A 15,938-nucleotide genomic window follows, 5' to 3' on the forward strand; every position below is an offset into this window, starting at 1 on the left:
AGAAGAATAAAACTACAAGACCAACAACCCCATGTCTTGAAGTTTCATAATTGGTTTTGAAAACCAAAATAATTCAAAATCAAACAACCCAAAAGACTCATAATCAGCTTTTAGAGCCGATAAAGTATATAGCGTTTCGTTTGTAACTGAAATTTTAGAAAGTATTTCGAGCAACCATTCGCCGTTTTCTTTTTCCAATTGAATCTCAAATGCATCTTGTTTGGTATGAAACATAAGTTGCATCATTTGCCAAGTATTGCCTTTTTTACTCTTTGTAAAATAATCTACAATTGGGTATCCACCTAGCCAAACCACTTTAGCATTAGGTTTTATTTTAAAATCATTTTCTTCTTGAAGGCAATTATATATAAAATCAGATTCGACTTTGGTATTAGGAATTTTGAAATCAAACCAATCTTGCAACGGATAATCAAAACAAATGCCGTGCATGTAATTGAATAATGACTTCTTCAGTCCGAAACTGAATTTATCATGATTGATCCCTGTTTTATCTTTAAACTGAATATCGTTATTGGCGAAAGTAATATCATTAAGTTCCGGTATCACCCCAAACTCTTCAGGAAACATTCCTACCGGGCTGTGTGCTGTCATGGCAAATTGGTGCCAAAAACCAGATTGCAAAATTCCTAATTCAAACATCTGACGCACCATTTCCAAACTATCTACAGTTTCCTGGATTGTTTGTGTTGGATAGCCGTACATTAAATACGAATGAACCATGATACCCGCTTCGGTGAAATTTCGGGTTACTTTGGCCACTTGTTCTACGGTAACGCCTTTCTTAATCAATTCCAACAATCGGTCGGAAGCAACTTCCAAACCACCGGAAACGGCAATACAACCCGATGCTTTCAGTAAAACACACAAATCGGAAGTAAAACTTTTCTCAAATCGAATATTTGTCCACCAGGTAACTGTTACATTACGGCGCAGAATTTCCAAAGCTACTTCACGCATTAAAGCAGGTGGCGCGGCTTCATCTACGAAATGAAATCCGTTGTGACCAGTTTGAGCAATGAGTTCCTCCATTCGATCCACCAAGGTTTTGGCTGCAATCGGTTCGTAAATTTTGATATAATCTAACGAAATATCACAGAAAGTACATTTCCCCCAATAACATCCATGCGCCATGGTGAGTTTATTCCATCGACCATCACTCCAAAGGCTATGCATCGGATTAGCGATTTCGATTACTGAAATATACTTTTCTAAAGGTAAATCTGTATAATCGGGTGTTCCTACTTCACTTTGCTTGTAATCGTGACGCAAGGTGTTGTTTTTATATACTAATTCACTATTCTCAACAAGAAACGTTCTTTTGAACTCGTGGTGTTCCGGATTATTGATATGCGTATGCAACAACTCTACCGGTAATTCGCCATCGTCTAACGTGATGAAATCAAAAAACTCAAAAACGCGTTGGTCTTTTAGTTCGCGTAATTCTGTATTGGGAAAACCACCACCCATCGACACTTTTATCGTCGGATAATTGGCTTTGATGAACTGGGCACAACGAAAGGCACTGTACAGATTTCCAGGAAACGGAACAGACAAACAAACTAATTTTGGATGAACTTCTTCTAGTCGCTTCGCTAATATTTCCAGCGTAATTCTATCAATATACGTAGGTTCCGATTGGAGGTATTCATACAATTCATCAAAAGAATTGGCGCTTCTGCCCAAACGTTCGGCATAGCGACTGAAACCGAAATTTTCATCGATGCATTCTACGATAAAATCGGACACATCTTCCAAATACAAAGTTGCTAAATGCTTGGCTTTGTCCTGTAATCCCATGGAACCGAACGCCCAATCCATGTTTTCCAGTTGTGAAAAACGGGACGCTTCGGGTAAAAAACCATCCAAACAGATTTGTCGCGCCAAGGTTAGATTATTCCCTTGCAGAAAAGTAACAACCGAATCAATGGTTTTTATATAGTCGTTTTGAAGTGCAAAAATACGCTGTGCATTATCAGAAAGGCTACTTGCATTAGCTTCTGAATACTTAAAAAGTTGCATCAACCCTTCTTTTGAAAACAATTCTAAAATCACTTCGATACCCAAATCCATTTGAAAAGAGGTAATGTTTTTCGTGTTCAGAAACCCTTTCAAATAAGCTGTTGCCGGATACGGTGTATTCAGTTGAGTAAAAGGAGGTGTGATAAGCAGGATGTCTTGCAAAGCGAATTGTTTTTGCAAAAATAAGTTTAATATTTTAAATCATAAGTCGGTGTTAAACCGATTTTACCTACATTTATTTTTGTTAATTTAGCAGAAATAAAGAAGTATTATGCCAAGCGACTGTATTAGCTACCAAAATTCAGGATATTTTTCAAAACTTATTGTTGATTATTTGAATCAGGACTCAAACGTACAGCCGCTTTACCATAGGTTTCCTACTCTGGAAAACTTTAAACTTCAAATGGAGGAAAAGGGAAAAAACTACCCTTTTGAAAATCGTAAAATCCTTGTTGATGCTTTAAAAGAGCAATATAATGGTTTCGAAATTTCGGAGGTTACTCAAAAAAACATTTCGCTTTTAGAACATTCCGAGACTTTTACTATTACAACCGGGCATCAACTGAATTTATTTACCGGACCATTATACTTTCATTACAAAATTGCATCTGTTATTAATCTTTGCAAAGAATTAAAAAACAAATATCCCAGCCATAATTTTGTGCCAGTGTATTGGATGGCTACAGAGGATCATGATTTTGAAGAAATAAATCATTTCAATTTTAAAGGAAAACAAATTCACTGGAATAAAAAAAGTTCCGGTCCAGTGGGAAGGCTATCTACTGAAGGTTTGGAGAATATTTTTAAAGTTTTTGCAAATGAATTAGGCTTAGGAAACCATGCCGAAAAGCTTAAAACGTTATTCCAAAAATCATATTTAGAGCATTCTAATTTAGCACAAGCAACACGATTTCTTGTTAACGAATTATTTAAAAATGAAGGACTTGTAATTCTTGATGGTGATGACAAAGAACTAAAAACACTTTTTGCTCCATATTGCCAGAAGGAAATTATTCAGAAAACATCTTTTAACGATGTAAATGAAACCAACAAGAAACTCGATAAATACACTATTCAGGTTACTCCGAGGGAAATTAATTTATTTTATATTGAAACCCACTTGAGAGAACGCATTGTTTTCGATAACGGAATATACTCCGTTTTAAATACAAATATTCAGTTTTCGGAATCGGAGATACTTGACGAAGTGAATCGTTTTCCGGAAAAATTTAGTCCGAATGTAATTTTAAGACCTTTGTATCAAGAGATTGTTCTTCCAAATCTTTGCTATGTAGGTGGTGGCGGTGAGATTGCTTATTGGCTTCAGTTAAAAAGAATGTTTGAAAACCAATCGATCACATTTCCAATAGTAGTATTACGTAATTCGGTCTTGCTTGTAAACCCTAAGGAGTATGCCAAAGCAGAAAAACTAAACTTATCTTGGAATGATTTGTTTCAGAAACAATCAAAATTAATTGATACAAAAACCAATGAGTTTTCCGAGTTCACAATCGACTTTTCAGAACAAAAAGCATTTTTAAAACAGCAATTTGACCAACTTGTCGAAATAGCAAAAAAAACCGACGCTTCTTTTATAGGTGCAGTTAATGCACAACAAAAAAAGCAGCTAAATGGTTTAGATAATTTGGAAAAAAGATTATTAAAAGCTGAGAAAAAAGTATATCAAAATCAAATTTCCAGTATTACTCATTTACAAAACGAATTATTTCCCCATCAAAGTTTGCAGGAACGTTTTGCAAATTTTTCAGAATTTTATTTGGAAATGGGTTCCGATTTTCAAATAAAATTACTCCAAAACCTTAATCCACTTGACTTTAAGTTTTCGATTATTATCACATCTTAAATGCTTTATTTTTTCAAAATAGTGCATTTTGTCGATTTTTTCAAGCACTTCGTCTAACATTTTGGACTAAAAATTAGGTTAGTAACCAAAAAATGTTACTTTCGCAACATTAAATTAATGGAAAGTTAAAATTTTATATGATGAAAAATTACGTTAAGATTGGTTTGGGTGCTTTGGCACTTTTTTTATGCTCTTTTTATCAGCTAAGTAATACAAAGCCTAAAATGGTTTTAGTTGAAGGAGGAACATTTAAAATGTCTCCAAGAGATAATTCTATTGATCCTAAAACTAAGAAGAAAGTAGCTTACGATGTAACAGTTTCTTCTTTTGAAATGGCACAATACGAAGTAACCGTAGCCGATTGGAAAGCTTATACTACATCTAGCAAAATTGTTATGCCTAACAGACCAACTTGGGGGTGGCATGATGATTTTCCAATTACCAATATCACTTGGAAAGATGCTATTAACTACTGTAACTGGTTAAGTAAAGTAAACAATTTAAAACCTGCTTACAGCAAAAAAGGAGATAAATATACTTGTGATTTAAATGCAGACGGATATCGTTTACCAACAGATGCTGAATGGGAATTTGCAGCAAGAGGAGGTAATAAATCTAAAAACTTCACTTATGCTGGTGGAAATGATTTAGATATGATTGCTTGGTATGCTTCAAACAGTGAAAAAGCGCCAAAAGAAATTGGTACAAAATTAGCTAACGAACTTGGTATCTATGATATGAGTGGAAATGTTTGGGAATGGTGTTGGGATTACTACAGTCCTATTTATCATAAAGTTGAAAAAAGAACAAATCCATCTGGACCAGACCGTGGTGATAAAAGATGTATTCGTGGTGGTTCTTGGGATAGTAGCAAATTGGATTATTTAAATCCTACTACTAACCAATTAAACTGGAATCCAAGTACAACTAATGAGTTTTTTGGATTTAGAGTTGTTCGTACTGTAAAATAATTTTACGTTAACTGAATTGTTTTTCAATTAGAAAGCAGTACTTTTGCGCCGAATTTAAAAATTAAAAAATGGCAACGAACAGAACATTTACAATGATTAAACCTGATGCGGTTGAAAACGGACACATCGGAGGAATTTTAAATATGATTACTGAAGCTGGTTTCAGAATCGTTTCAATGAAATTGACACAATTAACAGTAGCTGATGCTCAGAAATTTTATGCTGTTCATAGCGAAAGACCATTCTTTGGTGAGTTAGTTGAATTCATGACAAGAGGTCCTATTGTTGCTGCAATTTTAGAGAAAGACAATGCTGTTGATTCATTCAGAACATTAATTGGTGCTACAAACCCTGCTGATGCTGCTGAAGGAACAATCCGTAAAAAATATGCAACTTCAATTGGAGAAAATGCAGTTCACGGATCAGACAGTGATGAGAATGCAGCTATCGAAGGTGCTTTCCATTTTGCTGGAAGAGAGCAGTTCTAATAATTCAGAACTTAATATAAAAAAATCCCGATTCAATGAATCGGGATTTTTTTATATATAAACTAAACTAAGCTAGTAAAAACAAGAACAACAATGGAAATAAAATTCCGGCCAAAGCCAATTTCCACCCTCTTCGTTTAAAAGTATTTTTACCAACTGAAATCATCATTGCCCCAGTAACAGCTATAGTAATTAAAGATAATCCAAAAATATCCGAATAATAAATCCACCAATTTGAAGTATTTTTATGCAACTTCATCATCTGACTGATAATTGGTGTTTTTCGAAACGAAGTTACTTCACCTTTACCTGTTTCCATATCAATTTCCACATCGGTGTTTTCAAAAGAAAGTCGTAATTCCCCTTTCTTGACATTATGTCTTCTGAATTTATCTTCAACGCCTATTTCTTTCCCAAGATTTTCAGCAAACTTTTCATCGATTTTATCTTCTGAAGGAAGTTTAACTTCAACACTTCTTGTTTCAACTGTGTATTTCTCAGCATGCCAACTATCTCTATGATTCATTAGAATACCAGAAGTAGCAAAAGAAATAATCAATCCGATATAGAAATAACCTAGGTCTCGGTGAATTACTCTAAGATTTTTGTCTCTTTTTTTCATGAATTAGAATTTATATTTTAATGTTGCCATTACTTGACGAGGCGCAATTGGATTCACACTGTAATTTTCATGAACCGTATAATTCAACTCGTTGGTAATATTAGACAGTTTGCAAAGTAACGAAAATTGTTTCCAAGTATAACCCGCCGAAACATCAATAGTTGTATATGCATCCACAGGAATCGTTCTATCAGGAATAGTTTGACCATTAGTATTATTCCATCCCCCTAATCGCTTTCCAATGTAGCTAGCCATACTTCCAACTGAAAAACCTTTTAAAACCCCAGAAGGAACGGTGTAAAACAAACTTAAATTAGCTGTATTTGATGGCGTTCTAACCAATCTATCACCTTCAATAAAGCTACCTGTCAAACCGCTGGTTTTGGTATAACGCATATCATTATAACTATACCCCATTAAAATATTCATTCCATCAATAGGCTTTATATTAACATCAAACTCGACACCTTTACTTGTGGTTTGACCTGATAATGTTTTGATATTTGAATTATTATTCAACGAACCATCTGCTAAAAACTGCGCCATTTGAGCCAGATTATTATTAACAATATGATAAGCGGTTACATTGGTTGTTAAAACACCATTCCAAAATTCATTTTTAATTCCAGCTTCAAACTGATCAATAATAGAAGGTTTAATTGTATTGTTATTAATATCTAATCCTGTATTTGGTGCGAACGAATTAGCATAACTTGCAAATAATGAAATTGTTTTCACTGGTTGATACACCAATCCTACTTTTGGAGAAAAGGCCTTATCAATACGTTTCGGATCTTCCGTTGGATTTGCATCATTATTTGGATTACCATCGCCCTGATCAAGATAGGTCGTCGCAAAAGATTCTTGCCAAGACCAACGAATACCTGCTAGCAATTTAATTTGATTCGTAAATGAAATCATATCTTGCGCATAGATTCCAAATCGATTGGTATCAGTTTTTACAATTTTAGAATTTGTTCCATCTCTAAATCCAGGTTCATTTTCGTAGGATGCAGGATCAAAAATATTAATCTGATCGTAAGTAGTTGGACTATATGTGTACGTATATGCTTGAGCAAACGAATAATCAGTATCAATACCCGTAGATAATTGATGTTTAATTTTTCCTGTATTAAATGTTCCTTGAAAATTAAATTGTTGTGCTAAAATAAGCTCGGTGTTGTTATTTTTACCCAATGGTCTATCCCATGTTCCATCTGCTTGTGGTTGAATACGCTGAGTTCCTTCAAACATTCTTCCGTAATCTTGTAATGATGTATTTGAACTAAAACGCCAGTTATTATTGAATTTATGTGTAATTAATCCTGAAACAGACGTTTGTGTAGTTAAACCATTGGACCATTTCGCACCAAGATACGCGTTACGAGGCACATCGGCAATTTCTCTTCCAATTGCACCCGTTCCAAAATCGGGAGTCCAGTAATCACGTAAATAATCTCCTTGCAATAAAACAGTAGTTCTGTTGCTTATTTTAAACAAAAAAGATGGATTAATATAATAGCGCTCTCTAGTTACCACATCTCTATAACTCTCCGAGTTCTCATACGATCCAATTACGCGATAAGCAATTGATTTATTTAATGGTCCGTAAAAGTCAAATGAAGGCTTGTAGTACGCATAACTTCCCGCTTGAAAGGAAATACTTCCACCTTTAGTAAACGATGGCGTTTTGGTCACCATATTAATAATTCCGCCAGGCGCAACATTACCATACAATAAAGCAGAACTTCCTTTTAACGATTCTACCTGCTCTAAAGATGCAACTTCAGGCATAGAGCCAGAGCTAATTCTAAATCCGTTTTTAAACATATTATTAGCGCTCATATCGTAACCTCTAGACCAAAACGATTCTTGCGAACCACCACGAGCCGAGCCAACATAAACTCCATTCACATTCTTAATCACATCGCTTAAACGAATTGTTTGTTGTTGCTCCAATGTTTTATGATCAACAACTTGTACGCTCTGAGGCAAATCGAATGATTTTACACCACTTTTTCCGGAAACAAAACTTTTTTTGATGATACTCCCTGAGATAACTACTTCGGCAAGTTCATTCGAAACTTCGTCCATAACAATTTCGATTTCAACAACCGAATTGTTGTCTTTTACAACAACATGTGAAGTTACACTAGTATAACCAACATGAGAAAACATCAAATGATATTTTCCAGGGATTATATGGTTTAGCACAAATTCCCCTTGAGCATTTGTAACTGTATGAAAAGAAGCGTTTTTAGAAGTTACACTAACTTTTTCAATTGGTAAATTCGTTATTGAGACTACTTTACCTTTTACTACAGCATTAGATTGTGCATTAATTTGGAAAACGAAGAAAAAAATTGCTAATAAATAGTTGATTGGGCTTTTCATTCTATTTAAACTTATTTAGATTAATTATAATTTGAGTGCAAAACTATGCAAGCAAATAAAAAAAAACAAGTTTATTTAGAATAAATAAAAATAATATTTGTAATTATCTGAGAACCAATTCTTTTACAATATCATTTTTTAGTTCTTCATTTATCATGGCTATAATTTTTTCTTTTCCGTAGCTTAATTCTTCACGCAAAACAGCTGAAGAAATAGCTACATACAGTGTAGAACCTTTAAGAAGAACTTCAGAAGTATAATTATTTACGCCACTACCCATTAAATTCTTCCACGCTTCTTGAACATTAATTCGGTCCATACCGCTTTGCAATTTATTATCTTGAATAAATTGTTTTAGTACATCGCCTATTGGACTTTCTTCGTTGAAGCGTTTTGCCATTATTTTAGAGAAAAAGGAGTTGGTCGTTTGTAGTAATAGACGATATCGTGTTCGTTCTTAAGTACCATATGTTCGTTAGAAAGCTCTAGTATCTCTTCCTTCCATTTGGCATACGGAGTTGTATAATGTAGTTCGAAATCGCCGTTTTTTTTGATTATCATTATTTTTTCAGCCAAATCGTTTACTAAATAGTGTCCGTCTATTTGAGGCATGACTTTTTTTCGAATTCCAGCTTTATTTTTAATTTCAAAAAAATCTATAGTGGTGTTAATGCCATATTCTTTCTTGGTTCCATCAGGCATTTCAGCTTTTTCAATTTCCCAATACCCGTTTAAATTTACCAGTTCATTTTCAGATATTTCTTTCTTACAAGCGATAGTCAATATCCCTAAAAGCAAAAATAAAACAAGTTTTTTCATCGTGATTTGGATTTCGGTTTCACAAATGTACTCTGAAAATCCAATCTGGAAAAATAAATACCGTTAAACTATTTTGTACTTTTAGTGTCAAAGTATAAAACAAACAATGAAAAAGCTATTCCGCTCTATTCTTCTTTTAGCAACGATTTGCACTGGATGCAGTTCTGAGTCAGATGCGGTTCAAAATCCGCAGCCAAATCCTGAAGCTATGTATTTTCCTCCGATATCAGGAACAACTTGGGAAACAAAATCGGTTTCATCATTAGGTTGGAACACAAATGCTGTAGCACCTTTATTAAGCTACTTGGAAGAAAAACACACCAAAGGTTTTATAGTATTGGTAAATGGACGTATTGTACTGGAGAATTATTTCAATGGACATACAGCTACCTCAAATTGGTATTGGGCAAGCGCTGGAAAAACATTAACTGCAACTGTAACAGGAATAGCACAACAGGAAGGTTATATAAACATCAACAACCCCGTTTCGGATTATCTTGGCGATGGATGGACCAGCTCCACACCAACCCAAGAAAATTTAATAACCTGTAAGCATCTTTTAACTATGACCTCAGGTTTGGATGATAGCTTAGGAGATGATGTTTCACCAGCAAATTTACAATACATAGCAGATGCTGGAATCCGATGGGCCTATCACAATGTTTATGTTAAATTACAAGATGTTGTTGCTGAAGCTACAGGACAAACGTGGAACAATTATTTCAATACAAAATTGAGAGATAAAATTGGCATGAATGGTACTTGGATTGCTAACGGCGATTTAAGCGTGTATTGGAGCACTACTAGAAGCATGGCGCGATTTGGCTTAATGGCACTGAACAATGGTAATTGGAATGGCACACAAATCATCAATTCCAATTATCACAACGAAGCCACAACCACTTCGCAAAATATAAATTTAGCTTATGGGTATCTATGGTGGCTCAATGGTAAAACGAGTTATCATTTACCCCAAACACAACTTCAATTTTCAGGAAGTTTAATTCCATCGGCTCCTAATGATATGTATTGTGCTTTAGGGAAAAACGATCAAAAGATTTATGTTATTCCGAGTAAAAAAATGGTGGTAATCCGCATGGGAGATATGGCTGACGGAAGTAATTTTGCACTTTCCGATTTTGATGAAGTCCTTTGGCAAAAAATAAAAGCGCTATACGAATAGCGCTTTTTTATTATTTAAAAAATGAATCTACAAATTCATATTTATTAAAGACTTGTAAATCTTCAATTCCTTCGCCTACTCCTATATACTTCACCGGAATTTGGAATTGGTCTGAAATACCGATTACAACCCCGCCTTTAGCTGTTCCGTCTAGTTTTGTAACCGCTAGACAAGAAACCTCTGTTGCGGCAGTAAATTGTTTTGCTTGTTCAAATGCATTTTGACCCGTTGAACCATCCAACACCAACAAAACATCGTGTGGCGCATCTTCAACAACTTTTTGCATTACACGTTTCACTTTCGTAAGCTCGTTCATTAAACCAACTTTATTGTGCAAACGTCCTGCAGTATCAATAATAACAATATCGGCATTTTGTGCTACGGCTGATTGTAAGGTATCGAAAGCGACAGAAGCAGGATCACTTCCCATTTGCTGACGAACGATAGGCACACCTACTCTATCCGCCCAAATTTTCAACTGATCTATCGCGGCTGCACGGAAAGTATCTGCAGCGCCTAAAACAACACTATGACCTGCTTTTTTAAACTGATAGGCTAATTTACCAATTGTCGTGGTTTTACCCACACCATTAACACCAACCACCATGATAACATATGGTTTTTTGTTGGCTGGTATTTCAAATTCAGTTGCTTCTCCCGAATTGGTTTCAGAAAGAAGTCCCGCTATTTCTTCCCGCAAAATACCATTCAATTCATCGGTACCAAGATACTTGTCTTTAGAAACACGTTCTTCAATACGCTCAATGATTTTTAAAGTAGTATTTACTCCAACATCGGAAGACACTAAAACTTCTTCTAAATTATCTAAAACATCATCGTCAACTTTCGATTTACCGGCAACTGCTTTAGTAAGTTTGGATAAAAAGGAGGAGCTTGATTTTTCAAGACCTTTATCTAAGGTCTCTTTCTTTTCGGAAGAAAATATTTTTTTAAAAAAATTCATTTTTTTAATTATGAATTAGCGTTATAAATTATGTTTTTAAATCCCTCTAGTTATTCTCTAGTCCTGATGGAAGCGGCATCCTTTTTAATGGTCTAAACCATTAAAAAGATATAGCGAACAGCAGGAAATACATTTAAAAACATCCTAGCGTTTGACTTCAAATGAACATTCTAAATCAAACGATTTTAATTTCCATCAAAAATATAAATTTTTTACGAGCTCTTTTCTTGTTTAACCAAATATTAAACAAGAAAACATAAAAACAAAAAAGCCACTTTCTAATGAAAGTAGCTTTTCTATATATTGTATAACGGAATTATTTCTTTTTCAAGAATTCATCCACTTCTTCAGGAGACATTACTGCTTCAACGAATGTGTAAGCACCGCTTTTAGGTGATTTTACCATTTTGATTGCTTTAGTCAATCTTTTTGAAGCTGTCTGTAAAGTTGCTACGGTTTTCTTTGCCATGACTCTTTATGTTTTATTTGAACTTAAAAAAATCTCCAATGAAATCATTTGAGATTTGTTTCAAATCTCTAATTATTTAATTTCTTTATGAACAGTTACTCTCTTCAAAATTGGATTGAATTTTTTAATCTCTAATCTGTCTGGAGTATTTTTTTTATTTTTTGTAGTGATGTAACGAGACGTTCCTGGAACACCAGAAGCTTTGTGCTCAGTACACTCTAAAATAACCTGGATTCTATTACCTTTCTTTGCCATCTTTGATATATATTATTAGGTTCGAATTATTTTACTAATCCGTTAGCTTTAGCTTGTTTTAAAACTGCAGCAATACCGTTTTTATTAATAGTTTTCAATGCAGATGTAGAAATTTTTAAGGTTACCCATCTGTCTTCTTCAGGAATGTAGAAACGTTTCTTAACTAAGTTTACACTAAATTTTCTTTTAGTTTTGTTCATAGCGTGAGAAACATTGTTTCCAACCATTGCTCTCTTACCTGTAAGTTCACAAACTCTTGACATTATACTTATCTTTATATTCGTTATTCAAAATCAGGGTGCAAAGTAACAAAAAAGAAACCTAATACACAAACTATTCTGATTAGTTTTTTAAAATTTCTTTATAAATTTTCTCCAACGCCTTTGTTACTGCCCTATCAATGACTTTCTCTCGGGGTTGTCCGAAGTTAAATTCCTCTGCATAAACTCCTTTTGGAGTAGCTAATGCAACCACAACGGTTCCAACTTCCGCATCAGAATCACCTTTGTTTGGCCCTGCATTTCCAGTTGTCGCCAACGCATAATCTGTTTTCATTAATCGCTGTACTCCTAAAGCCATGGCTTCAGCAACTTCCACACTCACAACAGTATGTTTTTCAATTAATTCCTTCGAAATTCCCAATACATTTATTTTTGTTTCTGTAGCATAACTTACCACACTACCTTTAAAATAACTGGAAGAACCCGATACTGATGTTACTGTAGCAGCAATCTTTCCTCCTGTGCAACTTTCTGCAGTTGCCAAGGTTAATTTTTTTTCTGCAAGTAATTTACCTAAAACCACCTCTATAGCTTCTCCATCGTCGAATCCAACAATGGCATCTCCAATAATTTGATGTAATTTTTCAACTTGATTATCCAACTCGACAAGCAACTTGTTTTCATCTTCACCTCGAGCAGACAAACGCAAGCGCACTTGACCCGGACTTGGCAAATAGGCTAGTTTTATAAATCCTGGAAGTGCATTTTCCCAATTTTCGATTTGCTCAGCCAAAAGACTTTCACCTATCCCATAAGTTCTAATGGTCCTATGAATAATATACGGTCTGTTGTATTTAGCAACTAATCTAGTAATTACTTCGTTTTCCATAAGGTATTTCATTTCAAACGGAACCCCTGGAAGCGATATAAATACCGTATTTTCTTTTTCCATCCACATTCCAGGAGCCGTACCAACTTTATTGAACAACACCTGAGATTTAGACGGAACAAGAGCCTGATCTTTATTAATTTGAGTAATTGGTCGTTTAAAAAAACCTTCGATTAATTGGGTTACATGAGCTAAAACCGTCTCATCGTAAACCAATTCATCATTAAGGTATTCGCACAATGTTTTTTTGGTAATATCATCTTTAGTAGGCCCAAGACCTCCAGTTATCACCACAACATCTGAATCGTTTTGTAAAAAAGATAGTGTTTCTAAAATATGTTCTTTGCTATCGGTTATTGATAACATTTCATATACACCTACTCCTATTTTATCCAATGCTTTTGCTATGTAAGCAGAATTCGTATCTACTATTTGTCCGATGAGAATTTCATCACCAATAGTCACAATGGTTGCTTTCATTATAATTTAGTATATGAAACAAAGGTAAAAAAGTAGCACCTAAGCAACCCTATAAATAGAAATTTTTTAAAGTAAAACTGAAGATTATGGCTTAATAAAAAGCTGCATCACTTTCAGCCCCACCATTAAAACAGCGAAAACTGAAACAAATTTCAGGTATAACCCAATAATTTTCTTTTCTTCAAAGTTATTTAAAAATTGAAATGTATCGAAGGTATAATGAATTCCTTTTTCCTGTAAAGATTCCTCAACAATTTTTCGGTCTTTATCTAAAATAGAATAAGTTACACGATTTACCGAAGCATCTGCACCAGTTTCTACATGGTAACTAACTCCTTTTTTCACTAATTCATCTTCAAAAAATGCAGCATCAAACAACTGCACATCCACTTTAAAGTGGTTCTTTAATTTAATGGTATTTGACATTGTAACTGAAAGCTATAAATTGTAATCTTTTTTTACTTCTTTCAGGGCATTTTCGATGTGTTCTCTTAAACTTTTAAACACTTCTTTTATTTCTTTTCGCTTTCCTTTAGCTTTGGTCCACTCCATTACCTGAAGGTTTTCTTCGTAGGCCAAATCCATTCCCAATAAATCCAAAGTAGGTTTGATTTTATGGGATGAAGCGTAAGTTTTCGTATAATCTTTCTCTTCGATTCCTTCCTTAATAGATTTTAATTCTACCGGAACTTCCTCTATAAAAAGGTTAATAATTTGCTGTGCGAATTCCGTATCGTTATCCGAAATTTCATAGACTTTTGATAAATTATAATGTATCGCCATTTACTTTACCTGAATTCTAAAAAGTTGTTGTCCTTCCATATAACCTTCCAAAACATCATTCGGTTGCACTTTGCCTACTCCGGCCGGTGTTCCTGTAAAAATTATGTCACCTGTTCGAAGTGTAAAAAACTGAGAAACATAGGCAATCAGCTCGTCAATTTTCCACAACATATGACTTGTATTTCCACGTTGAACGACCGCTCCGTTGTTCAGCAATTCAAAGTTAATATTTTCAAGTGAACTGAAGTTTTTTTTCGATAAAAAGTCACTTATTATCGCTGAATGGTCAAATGCCTTTGCTTTTTCCCACGGAAGTCCTTTACTTTTTAATTCGGCTTGTAAATCTCGAGCTGTAAAATCGATTCCAAGACCAATTTCATCATAATATTTATGAGCAAATTTAGAATCTATATATTTTCCTACTTTATTGATTTTTACCAAAACCTCTACTTCATGATGTACTTCATTGGTAAATTCTGGAATCACAAAAGGAAATTGTTTTGGCAAAATGGCAGTATCCGGCTTCATAAAGATAACCGGTTCTGACGGACGTTCGTTATTTAATTCTGAAATATGGTCGGCGTAATTGCGACCGATGCAGATAATCTTCATAGTTTTCAGTCTCAGTTTTCAGTCTCAGTTTTCAGCCTGCTTACTGCAACTGTCCACTGTGACTTAGTCATTACTACTTAGTATTCAGTTTTCTTAATTTGATTCCAGTAAGTACTTTTTTGGTATATAATGGGAAGTCGGCGTTTTGGATCCATCCAAAATACCCAGGTTCTTTTTCCAACACCTCATCCACCAAAGCACCTTTGTGTTTTCCAAAGGTAAAAATCTCCTGCCCTTCAGCATTCAAGGCAATGAATCCGGCAAAATCAACAGATTTTTTACGTGTTGTAAATTCCGACAAGGTTTTCATATCGTTTTCCAATTCCGGATAACGTTCCAATTGGGCTTTTAATATTTCATAGGTTGCCATGGTATCGGCTTCCGCGCTGTGCGCATTATCTAGCGTTTGTCCGCAATAAAACTTATACGCTGCACTCAACGTACGTTCTTCCATCTTGTGAAAGATTGTTTGTACATCTACCGAAACTCGGTTTTTCATATCAAAATCGACTTCGGCACGTAACAATTCTTCTGCCAACAACGGTATATCGAAGCGATCGGAATTAAATCCTGCCAAATCCGAATCTTTAATCATGTTGTGAACCTGAGAAGCCAATTCCTTAAAAGTCGGTTCATTCGCTACTTTCTCATTTGTGATTCCGTGTACAGCAGTTGACTGAGGTGGTATCGGAATAGTCGGATTTACCAACCAAGTTTTACTTTCTTTATTTCCGTTGGGATATATTTTAACTATTGCAATTTCTACAATTCTGTCGCGAGCCACATCTATTCCGGTAGTTTCCAAATCGAAAAAGCAAATAGGTCTGTTTAGTTTTAACTCCATTATTCTTTATTATGTATTTACAAATATAGTCGAATCAAAA

At 34.6% G+C, this 15,938-nt stretch carries 18 protein-coding genes; 4 read left to right on the top strand and 14 right to left on the bottom strand.

Features of this window, described 5'->3' with window-relative positions; translation table 11 throughout:
- Positions 1 to 12 precede the first annotated feature (12 nt).
- Positions 13 to 2,202 carry a B12-binding domain-containing radical SAM protein gene (locus ACZ1JT_RS02050; protein WP_465094510.1) on the bottom strand — a complete coding sequence of 730 codons (2,190 nt, stop codon included), beginning with the start codon at positions 2,200 to 2,202 and terminating at the stop codon, positions 13 to 15.
- A 109-nt stretch (positions 2,203 to 2,311) separates the two neighbouring features.
- On the opposite strand from ACZ1JT_RS02050, the gene bshC reads away from it, so the two are divergent.
- The 3 genes from bshC (at position 2,312) to ACZ1JT_RS02065 (ending at position 5,363) form a co-directional block, all read left to right on the top strand.
- Positions 2,312 to 3,904: a bacillithiol biosynthesis cysteine-adding enzyme BshC gene (bshC, locus tag ACZ1JT_RS02055; RefSeq protein ID WP_465094511.1), complete on the top strand. Its 1,593-nt coding sequence runs from the start codon at positions 2,312 to 2,314 to the stop codon at positions 3,902 to 3,904.
- A 137-nt stretch (positions 3,905 to 4,041) separates the two neighbouring features.
- A complete protein-coding gene (locus ACZ1JT_RS02060) occupies positions 4,042 to 4,875 on the top strand; it encodes a formylglycine-generating enzyme family protein (protein WP_465094512.1) in 834 nt (277 codons plus the stop codon).
- A 68-nt stretch (positions 4,876 to 4,943) separates the two neighbouring features.
- Positions 4,944 to 5,363, top strand: coding sequence for a nucleoside-diphosphate kinase (locus ACZ1JT_RS02065; RefSeq protein ID WP_465094513.1), 420 nt, complete (start codon positions 4,944 to 4,946; stop codon positions 5,361 to 5,363).
- Positions 5,364 to 5,430: 67 nt separating this feature from the next.
- Here ACZ1JT_RS02065 and ACZ1JT_RS02070 read toward each other — a convergent pair whose 3' ends face one another.
- The 4 genes from ACZ1JT_RS02070 to ACZ1JT_RS02085 form a co-directional block, all read right to left on the bottom strand.
- Positions 5,431 to 5,985 (bottom strand): PepSY-associated TM helix domain-containing protein, encoded by a 555-nt coding sequence (locus ACZ1JT_RS02070; RefSeq protein WP_465094514.1) that lies wholly within the window; start codon positions 5,983 to 5,985, stop codon positions 5,431 to 5,433.
- Between the two features lie 3 nt (positions 5,986 to 5,988).
- Complete coding sequence (locus tag ACZ1JT_RS02075; RefSeq protein WP_465094515.1) at positions 5,989 to 8,379, bottom strand: TonB-dependent siderophore receptor; 2,391 nt, start codon at positions 8,377 to 8,379, stop codon at positions 5,989 to 5,991.
- 103 nt (positions 8,380 to 8,482) lie between these two features.
- Positions 8,483 to 8,779, bottom strand: a complete 297-nt coding sequence (locus ACZ1JT_RS02080) for a DciA family protein (RefSeq protein ID WP_465094516.1) — start codon at positions 8,777 to 8,779, stop codon at positions 8,483 to 8,485.
- Positions 8,779 to 9,198: a hypothetical protein gene (locus ACZ1JT_RS02085; protein ID WP_465094517.1), complete on the bottom strand. Its 420-nt coding sequence runs from the start codon at positions 9,196 to 9,198 to the stop codon at positions 8,779 to 8,781. Before ACZ1JT_RS02085 ends, ACZ1JT_RS02080 begins: the two co-directional genes overlap by 1 nt.
- Before the next feature lie 106 nt (positions 9,199 to 9,304).
- Between ACZ1JT_RS02085 and ACZ1JT_RS02090 the strand changes: the two genes are divergently transcribed.
- On the top strand, positions 9,305 to 10,381 hold the full coding sequence (locus tag ACZ1JT_RS02090; RefSeq protein ID WP_465094518.1) for a serine hydrolase domain-containing protein: 1,077 nt from the start codon (positions 9,305 to 9,307) through the stop codon (positions 10,379 to 10,381).
- Positions 10,382 to 10,391: 10 nt separating this feature from the next.
- On the opposite strand, the gene ftsY is transcribed toward ACZ1JT_RS02090, so the two are convergent.
- From ftsY to ACZ1JT_RS02135, 9 genes are all read right to left on the bottom strand, one after another.
- Positions 10,392 to 11,345, bottom strand: a complete 954-nt coding sequence (ftsY, locus tag ACZ1JT_RS02095) for a signal recognition particle-docking protein FtsY (protein ID WP_465094519.1) — start codon at positions 11,343 to 11,345, stop codon at positions 10,392 to 10,394.
- Positions 11,346 to 11,661: 316 nt separating this feature from the next.
- Complete coding sequence (locus ACZ1JT_RS02100) at positions 11,662 to 11,814, bottom strand: DUF4295 domain-containing protein (RefSeq protein WP_465094520.1); 153 nt, start codon at positions 11,812 to 11,814, stop codon at positions 11,662 to 11,664.
- 72 nt (positions 11,815 to 11,886) lie between these two features.
- A complete protein-coding gene (gene rpmG, locus ACZ1JT_RS02105) occupies positions 11,887 to 12,069 on the bottom strand; it encodes a 50S ribosomal protein L33 (protein WP_026981158.1) in 183 nt (60 codons plus the stop codon).
- Between the two features lie 26 nt (positions 12,070 to 12,095).
- A complete protein-coding gene (gene rpmB, locus ACZ1JT_RS02110; RefSeq protein WP_237789827.1) occupies positions 12,096 to 12,332 on the bottom strand; it encodes a 50S ribosomal protein L28 in 237 nt (78 codons plus the stop codon).
- Positions 12,333 to 12,411: 79 nt separating this feature from the next.
- Positions 12,412 to 13,659 (bottom strand): competence/damage-inducible protein A, encoded by a 1,248-nt coding sequence (locus tag ACZ1JT_RS02115; RefSeq protein ID WP_465094521.1) that lies wholly within the window; start codon positions 13,657 to 13,659, stop codon positions 12,412 to 12,414.
- Positions 13,660 to 13,743: 84 nt separating this feature from the next.
- Positions 13,744 to 14,085 carry a hypothetical protein gene (locus ACZ1JT_RS02120; protein ID WP_465094522.1) on the bottom strand — a complete coding sequence of 114 codons (342 nt, stop codon included), beginning with the start codon at positions 14,083 to 14,085 and terminating at the stop codon, positions 13,744 to 13,746.
- A gap of 12 nt (positions 14,086 to 14,097) precedes the next feature.
- Complete coding sequence (locus tag ACZ1JT_RS02125; protein ID WP_465094523.1) at positions 14,098 to 14,442, bottom strand: Hpt domain-containing protein; 345 nt, start codon at positions 14,440 to 14,442, stop codon at positions 14,098 to 14,100.
- Positions 14,443 to 15,054: a fumarylacetoacetate hydrolase family protein gene (locus ACZ1JT_RS02130; protein WP_465094524.1), complete on the bottom strand. Its 612-nt coding sequence runs from the start codon at positions 15,052 to 15,054 to the stop codon at positions 14,443 to 14,445. It lies immediately after the preceding gene.
- Between the two features lie 73 nt (positions 15,055 to 15,127).
- Positions 15,128 to 15,898, bottom strand: coding sequence for an exonuclease domain-containing protein (locus ACZ1JT_RS02135; RefSeq protein ID WP_465094525.1), 771 nt, complete (start codon positions 15,896 to 15,898; stop codon positions 15,128 to 15,130).
- Positions 15,899 to 15,938 lie beyond the last annotated feature (40 nt).

Source organism: Flavobacterium sp. IC2-16 (genome assembly GCF_055521455.1).